This window comes from Rhabdothermincola salaria (assembly GCF_021246445.1).
Lineage (GTDB): Bacteria > Actinomycetota > Acidimicrobiia > Acidimicrobiales > Acidimicrobilacustridaceae > Rhabdothermincola_A > Rhabdothermincola_A salaria.
Map to the genome: position 1 here is coordinate 38,917 of NZ_JAJQXW010000003.1, position 18,459 is coordinate 57,375.

Genomic DNA, 18,459 nt, shown 5'->3' on the forward strand with positions numbered 1-18,459 from the left:
CACTCCCCCATCGGCGCCGTTCGCCGGCGCGTCGTCGAAGAGCCGATCCTCGCCCGTGGCGGACCCCGTCGGCAAACGGTGGCGCCGATCGTCACCCGGCCGAAGGTCCGAAGGCGAGCATGGTCGTCGGCTCCTGGCCCGTGGGGAGCCGGAGCGCCGTCGCGAGCGCGGCGTCGTCGAAGCCGGCCACGACGACGCACCCCAGTCCGAGGGCGGCGGCCTGGAGGTGGACGTTCTCGGCCACTGCGCCCGTCTCGATCTGGGCGTACCGACGACCACGCTGGCCGGGCGGGGACTGGTCCCGGAAGTGCTCGACCATCGCGGACATCTCCGCCACCACCACCAGGACCAGTGGCGCCTGACCGACCCATGGCTGGTCGTCGAGGGCGCACCGTTCGAGGACCGGTCGGTGGTCGCCCTCGGCGACGAGGGCGAGCGAGTGCGGGCCGGGTCGATAGCGGTGAAGACCCTGCTCGACACCGCCCACGGCACCGGCGGCGACGAGGACGTGGAGCGGGTGCAGGCTCCCGGCCGACGGCGCGGCGCGCCGACCGTCGCCGGTGATCCCCTGCGCGGCCCACAGGATCTGCGAGAGCTGGTCGAGCGAGACCTGTCGGTCCGCGGCGAACGAACGGCAGCTCCGGCGATCGGCGATGGCGGCTTCGACGGACACCTCGCCGGAGGTGGAGGGCGACGGGAGCCGAGTGTCCATCGGTCCAGCCTCGCACCCGCATCGAACGTCCGAGGGGGCTCGTGCGTCAGTCTCTGCACATGTCGGAGCGTCTCGCTCTGCACTTGGCGGAGCGTCTCGGACACCGACGGCGACTCCACCAGCTCGAGCTGGGAGGTCTCGATGCGACGACCTTCGCCGCGACTTCCCGACGGCCCACCGGGAGCAGCGGTGCGACTGAAGCGCGGGCGTCAGAACTCGGTCGGGGGGACCGCCAGCATCACGGCGGTGAAGCGGGCGGGGGTGTCGCCGACGTTGCGCCACTTGTGCCAGGTGCCGCGCTGGACGATGCAGTCGCCGGCGCTCAACCGCACCGGACCTCCGTCGGGCAGGGCCAGCTCGATCTCGCCCTCCACGATCACGTCGAGGTCGATGGTGTCGGTGCGGTGGACGGCGGGATCGTCGGGGTCGTGGTGGCCGGTGGTGCGCATGCCGGGCACCCGCACCGCCATCTCGTTGCCCACGTCCGGCGCCGTCATGGCCAGGCGAGCGGCGGCCGCTGCAGGCGGCAGGACGATGTGCTTGAACGAGATGCCCCCGCCGATGGGGTGCAGCTGCATCCACGGGCGCACGGCGTCGCCGCCCTGCAGCGGCGAGCCGAGCGGGCCGCTGCCGGTCTCCCAGAGCGCCCCGTACCCGATGGCGCCCCCGGCGAAGGAGAACGTGCCCGGGGCCTCCCCGTCGGTGACGACGATGCTGCGGCCGCTGCCGTCGAGCCCGGTGACCACCCGACGGGGCCCGATGCCGGCCGGCGCCGGGGTGGGGCGAGGGGCGAGGTCGGCCGCCGGCCACGGTGCCGCAGCGGGGTCGGGGCGCAGCATCACCACCGAGTAGGTGCACGGCCTACCACCGAGGACCCGCCAGCGGTGCTCGGTGCCGCGCTGCACGACCGTGTCGCCCGGACCGAGCCGCACCGCTCCGTCCTCGACCTCGAGCTCGATGTGGCCGTCGAGCACGGTCATGAGATCGAGGGTGTCGGTGGCGTGCATGCCTCGCTGGCCGCCGGTGGGCTCACGCCCGGGGACGTCGAGGAACTGCTGCTCCCTGGGCGCCCGGGGATCGGGAGCGGGGATGCGGATGATGCGCCACGTGAGCCCGCCAGGAGGCGGTTCGAGAGGGAAGCCTTCGCCGAGGGAGTCCCCGCCATCGGCCGGGGAGGTGGGTGCGGCGTCGAGCGCCCACACGTCGGCGACACCGAAGCCGCCCTCGGGATCGGCGACGAACGACGGGGGGCGCCCGTCGCTCGTCCACATCGACCGGCCCTTGGCGTCGACCTCGGTCACCACCCGACGCACGGTGAACGGATCCATGGCTCCCCCTCTGTCCCACCCCCGGTGACAACCTCCCTTCTCTAGCGCACGGTTCGCACTCGTGCCTCGGAGCGCATCGATCCCACGTGCCGACCGCACCGGCCACTGTCCCACCCCCTCCGTATGCTTGTTCCATGTCCGAGAACGCCCCCAACCTGGTGTCGACCACGTCGTCGGCTGCGGGCCTCGCCGGCGTGGTCGAGGGGCCGTGGCTGGCGGCGGCGGGGCGGCCCGTGCCGATCCCCGACCGGGACCGGTTCGTCGCCGTCGAGCAACGTGGCGGGGTCTCCCAGGGACTGGCCGACGCCATCGCCGACCTCGACGACGAGGCGCTCGAACTGCGGGGGCGCGAGCTGGCGGGCGTCATCTCCGCGGCCCAGGCCGAGCTGGCGCTGCTGTTGGCCGAGATCGACGCCCGGGGCCTCCCGGGCCGCAACGAGTGCGCCACCCTCTCGCGCTTCACCGGTTGGCGCATGGGCCTCGGGAGCGGACAGACCCGTCGGTTGGCCGACCTCGGCCGGGCCATGCGCTCCATGCCCGTGCTGGCCGAGGCCGTCTGCGATGCCACCGTCAGCGTCGACAAGGGGGTGGCGGTGGCCCGGGCCGCCGACGTCTCCTCCGAAGCCGGCCTGGTGGCCCTCGCCGCCCAGACCACCGTCGCCCAGACCGAGCGCCTCACCCGCCAGTGGCGCCGCCTCAAGGAGACCCGACCCGAGCTCATAGACGACGACGGCGCCGACCCCGACGATCCCGAGGCGCCCACCGCCGCGGAGCTCGGCTACCACCCCACCGTCGTGGTGATCCGAGACGACGACGGCGTCGAGCTCCGGGCCCGGTTCGACCACGCCGACGGCGAGCTGGTGCTCGCCGGGCTCGACCGCTTCACCGACACCGAGCGCAAGGCCCGGCGCGACGCCGCTCCCGCCGACCCGGCCCGGGCGAACCCGGCCTGGCGACCTCCCCCACCCGGCCCCGATGGCAGGGGAAGCGAGGCGGAGACGGCCAGAGCCGGGGGTGACGCTCCGCCCGCTCTGCAGCCGGGCGGCGTGGACGATCACCCGGCCGAGCGGCTCACCCGTGAGCAGTGGCGAGGCCACGGTCTGCTGGCCCTGTTCTCGGCGGCGGAGACCACCGAGTCCCACCCCGACACCCTGCAGCCCAACGGCTTCGCCACCCAGGTGGTGATGCACGTCGACGTCGACCTGCTCCTCGACCCCGTCGATGGCCACTGCGACGACTGCGGTCAACCCGTCGACGTGGTCGCCCCCACCCACACCACCCTGCTCCACCCCACCTCGACGTCGGGCGAGGAGCCGCCGCCGGGTGCATCTGGCCAGCGGCCGCCCCGCGAACCTGGCACATCGCCGCCGGGCCCCGCCGAGCGCCCACGGTCCGCGGAGCGGCCATCCCCGGGGGCGGCGCCTCCCACCGCGGCCACGTCGACTGGGTCGCCGCCCACGCCGCCAGCCTCCACCGGGTCACCGATCCGCCGAGAACCTGCACCCGCCACGTCGCCACCCACCGCCGTTCCCGCCGGGGCCGAGCCGGCTCCCCTCGACGACCTCTCGTCGTTCCGCCCACCCGGCCCGATGCGCGAGCTCGAACCGAGGGGCGTGCACCTGCGCCGCGACCTCGCCCGCTTCCTGGCCTGCGACGCCGGCTTCCTCACCGTGGTCGACGACGCCGACGGCAACCCCCTGCACCTCGGTCCCCGCACCCAGACCGTCACCCCCACCCAGCGGCGGGCCATGTCCCTGCGCTACCGGCACTGCCAGTGGCCGGGCTGCACGGCCGCCCGCGTCGACGCCCACCATCGCCACCACCGGGCCGACGGGGGCCACGACGACGTGGAGAGCCTCCTGCCCCTGTGCCGCTACCACCACCGCCAGGTGCACCTGCGGCGCATCACCGTCACCACCGATGCACGCGGTCGCCCCACGTTCACCCGCCCGGACGGCAGCACCATCGATGCCCACCCCGCCCTGCCGGGTGGCGTGGCCGATGCCTCTGAGGCCGCAGCACGTCTCTTCGAGCGCCACGTGGCCGCCGGGGCCGACCCCCTCGAGCCGGCCCGGCGCCCCCGTTGGCTCGGTGATCCCCTCCGGTTGGGCGACGCCGTCGACGCGGTGATCAGCAGACAGCAGCGGGCCCGCCGCCGCACCCGAGCCAGCTGAGGGCCAGCGAGGACGGCCCGGAGCCCGGGCGCTCCGGGCGCTCCGGGCGCTCTCCATCGTCGAACCGCACCGCCGACGGCCTCAGCAGCTCCCACGACGAGAGCCCGCTCGACAGCGGACCCCCATGGCGAATCAGTCGTCGCCGAGGTCGGGCACCCACACGGTGCCGTTGATGTGGCTGCCGCCGCCGGCGAACAGGGTGTTGCCGGTGACGTAGCGGCTGTCCTCGCTGGCCAGGAAGAACGCCACCGGGGCGATGTCGGTCTCGGGATCGCCCAGACGGCCCATGGGGTTCGCCGCTTCGGACTGGGCGGCCATCTCGGGGTTCCGCTCCTGGAACGCCCGGAACGCCGCCGTCTTGGCGCCGGGGCAGATCGCGTTGGCGGTGATGCCGAACGCCGCCCACTCACGCGCAGCCGTCCGGGTGATGGTGCGCAGCGCTTCCTTGGTGGCGTTGTAGTGCACGGTGCCCATGTGAGCGTTGACACCGTTCAGCGAGCAGATGTTGACGATGCGCCCGTAGCCGGCCGCCCGCATGGTGGGGAAGGCAGCCTGCATGGCCCACAGCGGCCCCATGGCGTTCATGTGCCAGGCGTGCTCCATGGCCGAGTCCGGCATCTTGTCCACTCGCTTGAACCCCGCCCGATCACCGCCCCATGCGTTGTTGACCAGGATGTCGATCCCACCCCAGCGCTCCACGGCCCGCCCCACCATCGCCTCGTTGTCTGCCTTCGTCGTGGCGTCGGTGTGCAGGAACTCGGCCTCGGTGCCGAAGTCCCGGGTGAGCGCCTCGGCGACCGCCGCGCCCTTCTCGTCGTCGATCTCGGCCACCAGCACGCGGGCGCCCTCCTGGGCGAAGCGCCGAGCGATCCCGTGCCCGATGCCGTCGCCCGCCCCGGTGATGACGGCCACCCGCCCGTCGAGTCGTCGATCCGTGGTGCTCATGTCGTCTCCCTCGTCCGTGTCCGCCGGGCGGGCGGTGGCTGCCGGCGGCGCAGGTTACTTGATGTGATCAATTACTTGCGCCGGCGAGCCCTCTCCTGGACACCACACGCGACGAAGCCCCGCCGAGGGCGGGGCTCCTGTCGTCGGTCGGCCGGCCGTCGGTCGGTCAGCCGGTCGATCAGTCGGTCGATCAGTCGGTCGGCCGGCTCTGGTCGATCAGCCGATCCATCAGTCAGTCGGCCAGCTCCCGCTCGGTCGGCTCTCAGCCGATCAGTCGCTCGGCCAGCCCTCGGAAGGCCAGCCGGCCGATCAGCCGGTCCGCCGATCAGTCGGCCGGTCAGCCGGTCAGCCGGCTCCCGGTCGATCAGTCCTCGTCGAGGTCGGGCACCCAGACGGCGCCGTTGATGTGGCTGCCGCCGTCGGCGTAGAGGGTGTTGCCGGTGATGTAGCGGCTGTCCTCGCTGGCCAGGAACAGCGCCACCGGGGCGATGTCGGTCTCGGGATCGCCGAGGTGCCCCATGGGGTTGGCTGCTTCGGAAGCGGCGGCCACATCGGGCGCCATCTGCTCGAACGCCCGAAAGGCGGCCGTCTTGGCACCGGGGCAGATCGAGTTGGCGGTGATGCCGAAGCCGGCCCACTCACGAGCGGCCGTGCGGGTGAGGGTGCGCAGACCCTCGGCCGAGGAGTTGTAGTGCACCGACCCCATGTGGGCGTTCACCCCGTTGAGCGAGCAGAGGCTGATGACGCGCCCCCAGCCCTGGGCCTTCATGTGGGGGAAGGCGGCCTGCATGGCCCAGAACGGGCCCATCAGCTTCATGTTGATGGCGTGGAACATGGCGTCGGTGGGCATCTTGTCCACTCGCTTGAGGCCGGCCTTGTCGCCGCCCCAGGCGTTGTTCACCAAGATGTCGACCGTCCCCCACCGCTCGACCGCCCTGGCGATCATGGCGTTGTTGTCGGCCTCGAGGGTGGCGTCGGTGTGGAGGAACTCGGCCTCGGTGCCGAAGTCCCGGGTGAGCTCCTCGGCGACCGCCGCGCCCTTCTCGTCGTCGATCTCGGCCACCAGCACCCGGGCGCCCTCCTGGGCGAAGCGCCGGGCGATCCCGTGCCCGATGCCGTCGCCCGCCCCGGTGATGACCGCGACCTTGTCCTGGATACGACCCATGGTGTCCCCCTCGTTCGATGCGGCCACCCCGGGCGGGCGCCGACCCGGGCGGCACAGTACTTGATGTGATCAATGATTTCCGATGTCCGGACGCGACGCGGGCCGGCACTGTCGTCGCCACGACGGTGCCGGCCCGTGAGGATCCGTGCGGATTGGTCGCCTGGCCCCTGCTCCCCAGGTTCGCCGGCGATGCCTCGCGTCGAGGACGGGAGCTACTCGGTGATGCCGTGGTAACGGTCGAGGTGGTACAGCTCGATGGCGTTGCCCCGGAAGAACCGGTAGATCTCGTGGTCGTTCAGACCGGCCTTGGCCGCCATGCGCTCGGCGACGTCCTTGGTGTGCGGGAACGTGGAGTCGGCATGGGGGTAGTCGACCTCGAAGGTGAGCCGGTCGATACCGATCACGTCACGGTTGGCCATGGCCGTCTCGTCGTCGAAGATGCAGTACCAGATGTTGCTCTTCATGTAGGTCGACGGCGGCTGGGGCAGCTTCGACCCGAAGCCGGTGTCGTCGAGGAGGCGCTCCTCCCAGAGCTTGTCGGCCCGCTCGAGCACGTAGGGCAGCCAGCCGGCCTGGCCCTCGCTGTAGGCCACCCGCAGGTCGGGGAAGCGGTCGAAGACGCCGCCGAAGGTGTAGTCGAGCACCGAGCCCATGGCGTTCTGGAAGGTCAGCGTGGAGCTGATGATGAACGGGGCGTCGGGGGCCGTGGAGGGCATCTTGGACGACGAGCCGATGTGCATGTTGATGACCGTGTCGGTCTCCTCGCACACCGCGAAGAGCGGATCCCAGTGGCCGGAGTGCACCGACGGCAGACCGAGCGGCACGGGGTTCTCGGAGAAGGTGATGTTGTGGCTGCCCAGGTCGGCGCACCGACGCACCTCGGCCACGGCGAGGTCGACGTCCCACAACGGGATCATGGTGAGCGGGATGAGGCGGTCCTTGCCCGGACCGGCGCACCACTCCTCGATCATCCAGTCGTTGTAGGCCTTGACGCAGAGCAGGGCCAGCTCCTTGTCGTCACGCTCCAGGAACGTCTGGCCGCAGAAGCGGGGCAGGATGTTCGGGAAGCAGATGGACGCCTCGACGTGGTTGGCGTCCATGTCGGCCAGACGGGCCTCCTGGTCGTAGCAGCCCTTGCGGATCTGGTCGAAGGTGGTCGGCTCGTTCTTCACCACCTCGGCCCCCACGGCGGCCGACAGGCGGGTGAACGGGTACTTGAGGTCGTCGTAGTACCAGACGTCGCACTCGACGCCGTCGGGCACGCCGGTCTCGAACGTGTAGCCGCCGACGAGGCTCATGCGCACCTTCTCGCGCACCACCCGGGGAGCGCGGTCCTGGTACTTCGCCGGCAACCGGTCGAGCCACAGGTTCGGGGGCTCCACGACGTGGTCGTCGACCGAGATGATCCGTGGGATGTCCATGGCGCGTCCTCCGTGTCCCCTCCCCCGGAGCGTCCGGGAAATCTGACGGACCGTCAGTTTGGCATCGTCGCGTCCGCCGGGCCACGGCGGGGCCCGGATCTCCTCCGAGAAGGGCCGGGCATCGGCCTGGCCCGGCGCTCGGTCGCGGGGCCGATCAGCCCGCGGCCAGGAGCCCGGGGGCGGTCAGCTCCACCCGGGTTCCCACCAGGTCCTCGGCCAGGAAGCGACGGACCTGGGCGTCGTCGTCGGACAGCCCGACCGTGCGCACCGTCGTCGCGTCCGGACGCTCGACCTCGACGACCGCGATGGCCCGCGATCCGCCCTCTCGGCGGGGTATGACGGTGTGGCCCACCACCACCCCGGTGCCCACGGCCTCGGCGTCGACCGGCCTGGTGGCCGTGGCCTCACGGGCGGCGGCGGTGACGTCGAGGACCTCGGTCTCACGTCGCGGGTCGCCGGCCGACCAGACCGTCACGGCCGGCTTGGTGAGCAGGCCGCTCACCGCGGTGGTGAGCCCCACGACATCCGACCCCGCCGCCCGACACCGCTCGACCATCGCCACTGCGCTCTGCAGGACGTAGTTGTCGAAGGGGCCCCCGCCGAACGTCATGCCCCCGGTGAGCGTGAGATCGCGCTCGAGGCCCAACGACAGCTCCCGGGCGGCCACCTGCACCGCCGCCGGGAAGCACGAGTAGAGGTCGACCGGACCGATGTCGCCCAGGGCCACGCCGGCGGCACCGAGGGCCCGGTCGCCGCACACCGCCAGGGCCGGCCAGCGGTGCAGGTCGGCTCGTTCGGTGAGGGGGACGACGAGGTTGGATTCGGCCATGGCCAGGGGGAAGACCCACCGGTCGCGGGGCACACCCAGGCGCTCGGCGGTGGCCGCGGTGGTGACGAAGAGCGCCGCCGCCTGGTCGACGTTCCACTGCGACACGAGCCACTTGGGGTAGGGCGCGGCGATCAGCCGGTTGCTGTCGGTGACGGTGGTGATCGCCTCGGGCGACAGGCCCCGGCGGTCCCACGCAGAGGGCGTGGCCGCGGCGATGGCGGCGAAGCGTCCCCACAGCTCGCCGAGGAAGGCCTGGTGGGCCTCCACGGTGCGTCCGTCGTGGTGGCGCAGGGCGCTCTCGATGATGGCGTACTGGTGCGCCGCGGTGGTGAGGTCGCGCTCGATCTCGACGGCCGAGATGATCATGTCGTCCGGGGTGAGCACCTCGTCGGGTTCCTGCTCGGTGGCCACCGACGGTGCGGCGGGCACCGCCTCGCCGGCCTTGCCGGCCACCACGCCGGACCAGCGGTTCTCCCCACCGACGACCAACGCCACCTCGACCGACCCGTCGGCCACGGCGCGGACCCCCTGGGCCAGCAAGGTGTGCTGCAGCACGCCGAGCTCGCCCCGCACCGAGCGCGCCGACGGGGCACCGATCGCCGCGGCCACGGCACGTCCAGGGTCGGCCTCGGGCCAGGTGCCGTGGGGCACCCACACGGCACCGACCCGCTGAGCCACGTCTCGGCCGGCCGAGCCGAGGCCGGCCACGGCGTCGTGGGCGGCCTCCAGCATCAGCGCTGTGGCCGACGTCGGCACGAAGCCCTCGCCGGCGTGGTGGGTGACCGCCGCCGCGGACACGACGACGGGGGTCGACGGCTCGACGCTCATCGGGCCCCTCCCTGGGGAGCCGGCGCCGGCGCGGGCACGGACCGACCCAGGCGCGCGGCCAGCGCGATGAAGAACATGGCGACGGTGGGGTTGAACACGTCGGCTCGCTCCCATTGCAGGAAGTGGCCGGCGCCGGCCAGCACGAGGGGCCCGACCCGGTCGGTGAAGGCCACCTCGCAGCAGTGCAGGAAGTCGGGGCCCACCACCTGGTCGTCGGCGCCGTAGAAGAGCAGGGTGGGCACGTCGACGGGGCGGTCGAGGACGGGGGCCTCGCTCATGGGCCGGCCGTGGCCGAGCTGGTACACGGCCCACCCGGCCCTCAGTCGGGCCTCGTCGGCCCACGGCTCGGTGTGGAAGGCGACGTCGGCGTCGCTGAACGTGCCCGGGGAGGCCCACAGGCGGGGCCCGTACATCGTGGCGATGAAGGCGCGACGGGCCTCGGGGGTGGGCATCTCGGCGGCCAGGCCGTCGGGATCGGCCCCCTGGCGGCGGCGGTAGTCACCGGTGGGGTGGTCGCCGATGGCCCGGATCGACCCGAGGTCGATGCCGGCCTCGGCGTAGGCATCGATCAGCATCGGGGGCACGGTGTCGAAGAAGCACAGCCCGTCGACGAACCCGTCGAAGCGCTGGGCCATGTCGACCCCCACCACCCCACCGACGTCGCCGGCGGCGATGCCGATGTGCTCGTGGCCGAGCACGTCGTGCACCAGGGCGTGGAGGTCGCGGCTGTAGGCCACGAGGTCGTAGGTGTCGTCGGCCGAGAAGTCCGAGTCGCCGTGGCCGCGCAGGTCGGGCACGATCACCTCGAAGCCGGCCGCCACCAGCGGCTCGATGTTGCGCCACCAGATGCGCTTGGTCTCGGGGTAGCCGTGGATCAACAGCAGCGGGTAGCCCCCGACGCCCTCCCGCACGTAGGCCAGTGACAGGCCGTCGGCGACCTCGGCCCGGTGGATGGTGAAGGCGTCGGCGGCCGGGGTGGGCGGCTGGGCCGGACGCAGCTTGGGGTCGTAGCCGACGACGGTCATGCGTCCCCCTCGACCCGCTCGGCGGTGAGGACTTCGGGACCGACGATCCCGGCCGCGGTCAGGGCGGCGACGTCGTCCTCGCTGCGACCCAGCTCCTCGAGCACCTCGAGGGTGTGCTCTCCCAACCGAGGGGCCGGGCCTCTCGGTTCCCACGGCGTGCCGTAGAAGTCCGAGGGGCTGGCCACGCGCAGCTCGGAGCCACCATCGGCGTCGGGGACGCTGACGAAAGCTCCGGCGGCGTGCACCTGCGGGTCGACGAGCACGTCGTCGATGGTGTTGACCGGCGCCCAGAACATGTCGGGCTCGGTGTCGAACACCTCGGCCCACTCGTCGAGGGTCTTGGTGGCGAAGATCTCGTCGAGCAGCCCCACCAGCTCCGCCGCGTTCTGGCGGCGGGCCATCGGCGTGGCGAAGCGCTCGTCGGTGAGCCACTCGGGGTGGCCCACCACCCGGGCCAGCGGTGGCCAGTGCCGCTCCCCCTCCTGACCGATGAGCCAGAAGGCCCGGTCGTCGCCGGCCACGTAGTTGTTCATGGAGGGGTTCCCCATCTCCTCGCGTCGACCGATGCCGATGTGGGCGCCCCAGCCGAGGGTGATGGAGACGTCGAAGCCCACCGAGTAGATGCCCTGGCGCACCAACGACGTGGACACCAGCTGGCCTTTCCCCGTGCGCTCGCGGTTGAACAGCGCGGCGCACACGGCGCCGGCGGCGGAGCTCCCGGTGGGGTGGTCGCCCATGCCCCCACGCTGGAAGGGCAGCGGACCGTCGGGGGTGCGCAGCAGCGAGGCGATGCCCGACCGGGCCCAGAACCCACCGATGTCGTAGGCCGGGCGGTGGGCGTCGGGCCCGTCCATCCCGTAGCCGGTGATGAGCTGGTACACGAGACGGGGGCACCGCTCGAGGACGGTCTCGGGGTCGAGGGCCCAGCGCTCGAGGGCGGACTGGCGCAGGTTGGTGACGAAGACGTCGGCATCCTCGAGCAGCTCCATGGCCAGGGCCTGGCCCTCGGGCCGGCGCAGGTCGACCACCACGCTGCGCTTGGACCGGTTGTCCATCTCGAACACCGGGTTGTCCGGCATCATCTCGCCGAACAGCGCCTGGTAGGTGCGGGCCGGGTCGCCGATGCCGGGCGGTTCGAGCTTGATCACGTCGGCGCCCCAGTCGGCGAGGATGCCCCCGGCAGCCGGACCGGCCACCCACATCCCCAGCTCGACGACCTTCACACCCTCCAGCGGACCGGACACCGCACTCCCCCTCGACGTCGACGCGACCCCGACGCGGGGCCTGGCCGAAGAGCCTCGCGCGTCGGCCGGGGTCCGGCGATCAGCGAGCGGGCCGGCGGCGCACCCGGTGCCACTCGGCGACGACGTGGTCGCGCAGCGCCTCCCCTTCGGGGCGGGCGCAGACCACGTGCTCGACGTCCACCGCGTGCTCTCCCACCCGTTGGAGGCGCACGACGTCGCCGTCGGCGCGGAACTCCGGCACCCAGGCCGCCCAGCAGAAGCCCAGGGCCTCGAGCGACTCGACGGCCCAGGCGGCGGCGGGGTCGGCCAGGGCGACGTCGAGGTGGGTGGCACCGAGCTCGAACGGCACGAGGCCCTCGAGCTCGTCCTCCACCCGCTCGACGAGGTCGGCCCCGACGCGGTCGACTCGGAGGTGAGCCAGCCCCGACGACGCCAAGAGGTCGAGGTGCACCACCGACGCGGCCTCGGCGGGCACGGTCACGTCGGTGCGGACGTCGCGAGGGCAACCGACCCGATGGGCCAACGTGCGCAAGAGGTCGGCGTGTCGTTCGGGCAGGTGCACCGGGCGGGCCGGCGCCGGGCTCACCGGGGTGTAGGTGGCGACGAGCGATCGCCGGCCTTCGTTGCTGTTGGCCAGGCCCGCCATCACCACCCCGGCGGGCGACGCCCCGATGAGCAGGCCCACCTCGGCTCCACCGACGGCCAGGACGCCGCGCTGGGACGCCGGGTGGTTGGCCACGCACTCGGCCCACAGGCCGGGGATCGACCGCTCCCCTGCGACAGCCATGCGCAGCTGGGCCAGGCGCTCGGCGAGGTGGTGGCCCCGGAAGCGGGGGTCGACGACCAGCCGCCCGGCCTCGGGCACCCGGTCGGTGGGCTCTTCGAAGAAGTAGGCGGCGTGGCCGACGACCTCACCGTCGGGCAGGGCCGCCACCACCGACACCTGCTCGCCGCGAGCCAGCGCCCGGCGCACCGACCGAGGCTCGTACAGGGATCCGTCCTTGTAGCTGTAGCCGTAGCAGCGGAACACGCACCGCACCAGCGCCCCGGCGTCGGCCTCGGCCATGGGCCGGATCTCGAGGCGATCGGCCAGATCGGCCGGCGCATCCGCGGCATCGTCGGGGAGCTGCTCGACGCCGTGGAGCTCCTCGGCGGGGGGATCGGGCCGCACCCGGCACTCCACCACGTTGCCCTCCTTGCCCCGGTTGGCGACGTGGAGGCTCTCGACGAAGCCCATGGCCGCCAGTCGGCGCGACGGGAGGTGCCGGGACTCCGTCGCCACCACCGGCAGGCGGCGGTCGACCACCTCCACCCGCAGGCTGGTGGCCTCGTGGTCGATGCGCACCACGATCTGGTCCTCGGCCCCCGCGAAGCGCTCACGCTGGCGGGCCTCGCGGACCAGCTCCTCGACCACCACGCGCAGCCGGGTGGCCCGCTCGGGCGACACGCCGTAGGCGGTGGCCACGGCCCGCACCGCGGCCCCGGTCGCCTCGGCGGGCACGTCGTCGTGCAGCCGCATCTCGAGCAGCGCCGCCGCAACGGGCGGGGCCGGGGCGGCGGACATGGTCTGCGACGGTAGTGCCCGAGCTCGCAACGCGAGGTGCTCCTCGGCGCCGGTCGCCCTCCACGAGGTAGAACCGAGCCATGTTCCGACTGGCCACCCTCGACGGCCGGGCCGCCCTGGTGGGCGACGACGCAGCTCTCGACCTCGCCGACCTCACCGGCGACCCCGCCCTCGCCGACCCGATGACCGCCGTGACCCGCCACGGCGAGCTCCACCGCCACGCCGATGCCCTCTCCCTCGATGCTCCCGGGGCCCGACCCGTCCACGAGGTCACCTTCGGGGTGCCGGTCCCTCGACCCTCGAAGGTGTTCGGCATCGGCCTCAACTACCGCACCCACGCCGCCGAGACCGGCGCGGAGGTGCCGCCTGCCCCGCTCACCTTCACCAAGTTCCCCAGCTGCCTGGCCCCGGCCACCGCCGACATCCCGATCGAGGGACCGACCACCGACTGGGAGGTGGAGCTGGTGGTCGTGATCGGCACGGGCGGTCGGCACATCCCCCGCGACCAGGGTTGGCGCCACGTCGCCGGCCTCTGCCTGGGCCAGGACATCTCCGAGCGCACCCTCCAGAACACCGGGGCCCGACCCCAGTTCAGCCTGGCCAAGAGCTTCGACGGCTTCGGCCCGCTCGGGCCCTTCGTGGTCTCGCCCGACACCTTCGCCGATCGCGACGACATCGAGATCGGCTGCGCCGTCGACGGCGAGGAGGTGCAGCGGGGCCGCACCAGCGACCTCATCTTCGCCGTCGAGGAGCTGGTGGCCTACCTGTCCTCGATCTGCACCCTCACGCCGGGGGACCTCGTGTTCACCGGGACGCCCAGCGGGGTCGGACTGGCTCGAGGCCGATTCCTCTCCCCCGGCGCGGTGCTCACCTCCTGGGGCGAGGGCCTCGGGACCATGCGGAACCAGTGCGTCGCCCCCGGACGGTCCCCGAGCGACCTCGAGGTGACGCCATAGGCTCCCCGCCATGACCGACGACCTCGACGATCCTCGCCGTGCGGCGATCGCCCGGATCAAGGCGCGTCGCAACCTCAAGATCCAGGCCGGCACGTTCGCGCTGCTCACCGTGGTGCTGATCGTCATCTGGGCCGTCGCCGGCGGTGGCTTCTTCTGGCCGGTGTTCCCCATGATCGGCTTCGCGTTCGCCCTGCTCGGCCAGTGGCAAGCGCTGCAGGGCAAGCGTCCGATCAGCGAGGACGAGATCCGCCGGGAGATGGACGAAGGCTGACGCTTCGGGTCGACGACGAGGGCCGTTCGACTCTTGCCCCGTCATCGCCGACGCGAGGACCGTGGTACCCGAGACGAGACACGGAATGCGAGGCGCGGCCCGCCCGCCGTCGTCCGGGTGGGGCGCGCCGCACGGAGGAGGTCGCCATGCCCAGCCGAGCGCTCATCGATTCCTTCCTCGACCAGCAGCACCTCGCCGTGGTCGGGGTCTCACGGAACCCGAAGGACTTCGCCAACACCGTCTATCGCCACCTGCGTGACGACGGGCGAGGGCGCACCCTCTACGCCGTGAACGCCGCCGCCGACGGCGCCGAGCTCGAAGGTCGCCCCAGCTACCGGAGCCTGAGCGAGGTGCCCGATCCCGTCGACGGTGTGCTGGTCATGGTGCCCGCGGCGGCGGCCGCCGGCGTGGTCCGCGACGCCGTGGATCGAGGAGTGCCGCGGGTCTGGCTGCACAAGGGCGGCGGTCCCGGGGCGGTGAGCGACGAAGCCGTCGCCGTGGCCCGCGACGCCGGCGTCGAGCTGATCGACGGAGCCTGCCCGATGATGTTCGACGAACCGGTGCACGGCATCCACCGCTTCCACCGCTTCCTGGCCGGGCGGCGCGTCGCCGCCTGATGCCCACCCGCTGAACCCACCCGTCGTCGACGCTCGGCCCTCCCCGCCGACCGGTGGTCGACCCGGGCCGCTCAGCCGGCCGCGCGCGCCGGTCGGTTCAAGATGTCGGCGAACCACTCGTCGGTGCGTCGACTCCACGCAGTGGTGATGGCACAGGGGAAGGCCTGGAAGCCGTGGGGCATGTCGGGCGCCACGAACAGGTCGGCCTCGTTGCCCGCGGCGACCCACCGAGTGGCCATCAGCAACGTGTCGTCGAGCAGATGGTCGGCGCTGCCAACGGAGAAGAGGGCCGGCGGGAGGCCCCGCAGGTCGGCGAACGCAGGAGAGATCTCCGGGGCCCGACGTTCCTCGAGGGTGGTACCGGGGAGGTAGCACTCACCGAACATGGCGATGCCGTCGGGGTCCAACATGTCGGGACCATCGGTGGCCCGCACACCCCGCTGGCTCGGCGACAGCCCCCAGTCGTAGACCCCGAACACCAGGTTGGCGCCGTCCACGCGGTCGCCGGCCCCGAGCTCGTCGCGCAACCGCAGCAGCACCGCGGCGGCCATGTACCCCCCAGCCGACTCTCCGCCGATGAGCAGCCGATCGGTGCCGAAGGTCTCCGCCGCGTTCTCGAGCAGCCACTCGGCCACCGCGAGGCCGTCGTCGGGTCCGGCCGGGTGGGGGTGCTCGGGGGCGAGCCGGTAGTCCACCGACACCACCGCCAGCTGGTGGTCACGGCACAGCGCGGCGTTGGCCGGGTCGCTCATCACCGGCGCGCCCAGGATCATGCCACCACCGTGGAAGTGCAGGTACACGGCGCTGGCCCGCCCGTCGGGCACGAAGAGCCGGCACGGCACACCGGCGAGCTCGCGATCGACGCCGCTGCCTTCTGCGGCAGGGAAGGTCTGAGCGAACGACGTGCGGGCGAAGAAGGCGCGCTCGTGCATGTCGGCCGGCGGCTCGCCCTGCCCGGCGAAGGCCTCGGCGATGGCCGCCATCCCGGCGGTGACGACGGCCCGGGCCTCGTCGCGCTGCTCCTCGGACTCCTCGGACCACAGCCGCATGGCGTTCCCCCTACTCGACGCACCGTGCGCCGGCGGGCGCCGACCCTACCGGGCCGCGGCGACCCACGGTCGGGACGGACGGCCGGGACGGACGGCTGGTCAGGAGATCAGGTCGCTGATGTCCCGGGCGACGAGCACCACGAGCAGGCCGATGACGGCCACGTTGAGCGCCGAGATCCAGTAGCGGTACCTGTGGCCCGACGCCATGAAGCGGCGGATGCTGGCGACGTTGAAGCCGATGGCCACCAGCCCGACGACCAGCCCGATGACGGGCCCGACGCCGCTGGCCCACCCCAGGAGGGGAAGGACCCAGGGGAAGAGGATGTAGGTGAGCAGGCACCGCACGGCGGACACCACGACCGAGGTGCTGAACGCCTTGGTGACCGCCGCGTTTTGCTCGGCCTCGGTGGTGTCGCACCCCGCATCGGGGCACAACGGTGTCAGCGGGCGGCTGGAACTCACGACCGTCGAGCTTTGCGCACCCGAGGGGTCGGCGACGAATCCAGGGGTGCCACTCGCAGGTCGATCCACGACCGAGCACGGTAGCGGGCGCTCACCTGCCTCACACGCCACCGTCGACGGGACGTCGGGTACCGGCGGCGCGTGCCCGGGCGGCGACGGGGGTGGGCTGGTCAGACGAGGTCAGGGGAGGTCCGGAGCGGCCACGGTGGAGGTCGGACCGTCGGTGGAGTACACGACATCGCGCCAGTCGGCGTCGGACGTGCGGACCGAGGTGACGCGGACCTCGACGGTCTCGACGTTGTGCTTGGTCGTGCCCTTGGCCTGCACATCGTTGTCCCACGCCTCGAAGGTGGCGGATCCTCGGGCGGCCACGTAGAAGTTCTTGACCACCTTGGTGGTCCGCTTCCCCTCCGCGGTGATCCTCACCACCTCGAGCGTGAGGTACTGGTGGCGATCCGACTCGTTCGCGAACGAGGTGGCAGCCACCCACTGGCCCTTCTTGCTGTGGGAGTCCCACCAGTACAGCCGGGCGTCGGTGCCGGTCGAGGCGAGCGTGCCGCCGTTCGGCAGGGCGACCTGTTCGACCTCGTCGTCCTTGCCGTCGTCGTCGTCCCTGCCGTCGTCGTCCCTGCCGTCGTCGTCCCTGCCGTCGTCGCCGTCCTCACCGTCGCGGCCGTCCTCACCGTCGCGGCCGTCCTCACCGTCGCGGCCGTCCTCACCGTCGCGGCCGTCCTCACCGTCGCGGCCGTCCTCACCGTCGTCATCGTCGGCCGGGCCCGGGTCCGTGGTGGGCGGTGCGGTGGTGTCGGTGCTCGCGCCGCCACCGTTGCCACCACCTGCGCTCGTGTCGCCGGGGCCCGCGTCGGTGCCCTCGGTGGTCGTCGACCCGATGCCGTCGGCGGCGGCTTCGAGGTTCTCGTTCGATCCGTCGGCCAGGAACGTGAGGGAACCCGCGACGACCACCGCGACCACCGCCACCAAGAGCGCGTACTCGACGAGCGAAGCTCCCGAATCGCCTCTCATGCGTCGAGTGGTGTTGCGTGCGGTCGCCACGGGTTCCTCCAGCTGTCCAGGTGTCCAGGTCCTGAACCCACGATGCGCCCGCGGGGCGATCGATCGCATGAGCCGAACGGACGCATCGACTGGGCCGGGCGAACCATTGCGAGGCAAACGGTATGGCCCCTGTCACACCGTCGCCCCGCAGATGGCCCGAACGACCCACCAATGGTGTGCCGACTCACAACTGTCCAGGTTGCCCAGTTTTCTCGGCAACCATTCGGCGAGCCTTTAGCGCGACGGGCGCGGAGTGCCGGGCGACCGAGCCCTCAGGGCGTGGGGATGGAGACGCCCACGCCGCCGCGCGTCTCGAGCCCGTAGCGGTCGATCTCGGCGTCGAGGTCGAGCGGGAGCGTCTGCAGGCCGCGAGCCCGCACCTCGTCGGTGATCAGGTCGGCGGGCAGCAGCCAGCTCACCTCGAACTCGATGCCGTCGGGGTCGCGGGCATAGAGGGCCTTGGTGGTCACGTGGTCCGACGCGCCGGCCAGTGCGCCCCGCTCGGCCAACAGGTCGCGCAGGCGGGCCAGCTCCGCGAGCGTGTCGACCTCCCACGCCAGGTGGTAGAGGCCCACGGTCGAGCGACCGGCGGTGGAGGGTCCGGCCGCTGCCCCCATCTGGAACAGGCCGAGGTCGTGGTCGTTGGTGGAGGCCGGGGCTTGCAGGAAGGCGGCCTGCCCCGCCATGGCCACCTTGGTGCGGAAGCCCAACACCTCCTCGTAGAAGGCGCGACTCACCTCGACGTCGCGGACGTAGAGCACGGCGTGGTTCAAACGGGTCACCGGCACGGAAGCCTCCTCGGCCTGCACGCATCTT

Annotated in this window: 17 protein-coding genes; 4 read left to right on the forward strand and 13 right to left on the reverse strand. The window is 72.5% G+C overall.

The window, feature by feature from the left end; translation table 11 throughout:
- Positions 1-91: 91 nt before the first annotated feature.
- Both LUW87_RS13435 and LUW87_RS13440 read right to left on the reverse strand, forming a co-directional pair.
- Positions 92-712 (reverse strand): SagB/ThcOx family dehydrogenase, encoded by a 621-nt coding sequence (locus LUW87_RS13435; protein ID WP_232671704.1) that lies wholly within the window; start codon positions 710-712, stop codon positions 92-94.
- Between the two features lie 209 nt (positions 713-921).
- Positions 922-2,040: a cupin domain-containing protein gene (locus tag LUW87_RS13440; RefSeq protein ID WP_232671705.1), complete on the reverse strand. Its 1,119-nt coding sequence runs from the start codon at positions 2,038-2,040 to the stop codon at positions 922-924.
- 134 nt (positions 2,041-2,174) lie between these two features.
- On the opposite strand from LUW87_RS13440, the gene LUW87_RS13445 reads away from it, so the two are divergent.
- Positions 2,175-4,214, forward strand: coding sequence for an HNH endonuclease signature motif containing protein (locus tag LUW87_RS13445; protein ID WP_232671706.1), 2,040 nt, complete (start codon positions 2,175-2,177; stop codon positions 4,212-4,214).
- 132 nt (positions 4,215-4,346) lie between these two features.
- Here the strand turns inward: LUW87_RS13445 and LUW87_RS13450 are convergent, their stop codons facing one another.
- The 7 genes from LUW87_RS13450 to LUW87_RS13480 form a co-directional block, all read right to left on the reverse strand.
- On the reverse strand, positions 4,347-5,159 hold the full coding sequence (locus tag LUW87_RS13450) for an SDR family NAD(P)-dependent oxidoreductase (protein ID WP_232671707.1): 813 nt from the start codon (positions 5,157-5,159) through the stop codon (positions 4,347-4,349).
- 364 nt (positions 5,160-5,523) lie between these two features.
- Positions 5,524-6,324 (reverse strand): SDR family NAD(P)-dependent oxidoreductase, encoded by an 801-nt coding sequence (locus LUW87_RS13455; RefSeq protein WP_232671708.1) that lies wholly within the window; start codon positions 6,322-6,324, stop codon positions 5,524-5,526.
- A gap of 212 nt (positions 6,325-6,536) precedes the next feature.
- Complete coding sequence (locus LUW87_RS13460) at positions 6,537-7,745, reverse strand: amidohydrolase family protein (RefSeq protein ID WP_232671709.1); 1,209 nt, start codon at positions 7,743-7,745, stop codon at positions 6,537-6,539.
- 154 nt (positions 7,746-7,899) lie between these two features.
- Positions 7,900-9,402, reverse strand: coding sequence for a hypothetical protein (locus tag LUW87_RS13465; RefSeq protein ID WP_232671710.1), 1,503 nt, complete (start codon positions 9,400-9,402; stop codon positions 7,900-7,902).
- The gene (locus LUW87_RS13470; protein WP_232671711.1) at positions 9,399-10,427 is read right to left on the reverse strand and encodes an alpha/beta fold hydrolase; all 1,029 of its coding nucleotides are present in this window, start codon (positions 10,425-10,427) and stop codon (positions 9,399-9,401) included. Before LUW87_RS13470 ends, LUW87_RS13465 begins: the two co-directional genes overlap by 4 nt.
- Positions 10,424-11,671: a CaiB/BaiF CoA transferase family protein gene (locus LUW87_RS13475; protein WP_232671712.1), complete on the reverse strand. Its 1,248-nt coding sequence runs from the start codon at positions 11,669-11,671 to the stop codon at positions 10,424-10,426. Before LUW87_RS13475 ends, LUW87_RS13470 begins: the two co-directional genes overlap by 4 nt.
- 79 nt (positions 11,672-11,750) lie before the next feature.
- A complete protein-coding gene (locus tag LUW87_RS13480) occupies positions 11,751-13,235 on the reverse strand; it encodes a GNAT family N-acetyltransferase (RefSeq protein ID WP_232671713.1) in 1,485 nt (494 codons plus the stop codon).
- Positions 13,236-13,315: 80 nt separating this feature from the next.
- Here LUW87_RS13480 and LUW87_RS13485 point away from each other — a divergent pair, with 80 nt between their 5' ends.
- The 3 genes from LUW87_RS13485 to LUW87_RS13495 all read left to right on the forward strand — a co-directional run bounded on the left by LUW87_RS13485 (position 13,316) and on the right by LUW87_RS13495 (position 15,079).
- Complete coding sequence (locus LUW87_RS13485) at positions 13,316-14,191, forward strand: fumarylacetoacetate hydrolase family protein (protein ID WP_232671714.1); 876 nt, start codon at positions 13,316-13,318, stop codon at positions 14,189-14,191.
- A 10-nt stretch (positions 14,192-14,201) separates the two neighbouring features.
- Positions 14,202-14,462 (forward strand): 2TM domain-containing protein, encoded by a 261-nt coding sequence (locus tag LUW87_RS13490; protein ID WP_232671715.1) that lies wholly within the window; start codon positions 14,202-14,204, stop codon positions 14,460-14,462.
- Positions 14,463-14,608: 146 nt separating this feature from the next.
- Positions 14,609-15,079, forward strand: coding sequence for a CoA-binding protein (locus LUW87_RS13495; RefSeq protein ID WP_232671716.1), 471 nt, complete (start codon positions 14,609-14,611; stop codon positions 15,077-15,079).
- A 71-nt stretch (positions 15,080-15,150) separates the two neighbouring features.
- Here LUW87_RS13495 and LUW87_RS13500 read toward each other — a convergent pair whose 3' ends face one another.
- The 4 genes from LUW87_RS13500 to LUW87_RS13515 form a co-directional block, all read right to left on the reverse strand.
- Positions 15,151-16,128 (reverse strand): alpha/beta hydrolase, encoded by a 978-nt coding sequence (locus tag LUW87_RS13500; protein ID WP_232671717.1) that lies wholly within the window; start codon positions 16,126-16,128, stop codon positions 15,151-15,153.
- Positions 16,129-16,227: 99 nt separating this feature from the next.
- A complete protein-coding gene (locus LUW87_RS13505) occupies positions 16,228-16,590 on the reverse strand; it encodes a hypothetical protein (protein ID WP_232671718.1) in 363 nt (120 codons plus the stop codon).
- A 180-nt stretch (positions 16,591-16,770) separates the two neighbouring features.
- Positions 16,771-17,613 (reverse strand): hypothetical protein, encoded by an 843-nt coding sequence (locus LUW87_RS13510; protein WP_232671719.1) that lies wholly within the window; start codon positions 17,611-17,613, stop codon positions 16,771-16,773.
- A 302-nt stretch (positions 17,614-17,915) separates the two neighbouring features.
- A complete protein-coding gene (locus LUW87_RS13515) occupies positions 17,916-18,431 on the reverse strand; it encodes a VOC family protein (protein WP_232671720.1) in 516 nt (171 codons plus the stop codon).
- Positions 18,432-18,459: the final 28 nt, after the last annotated feature.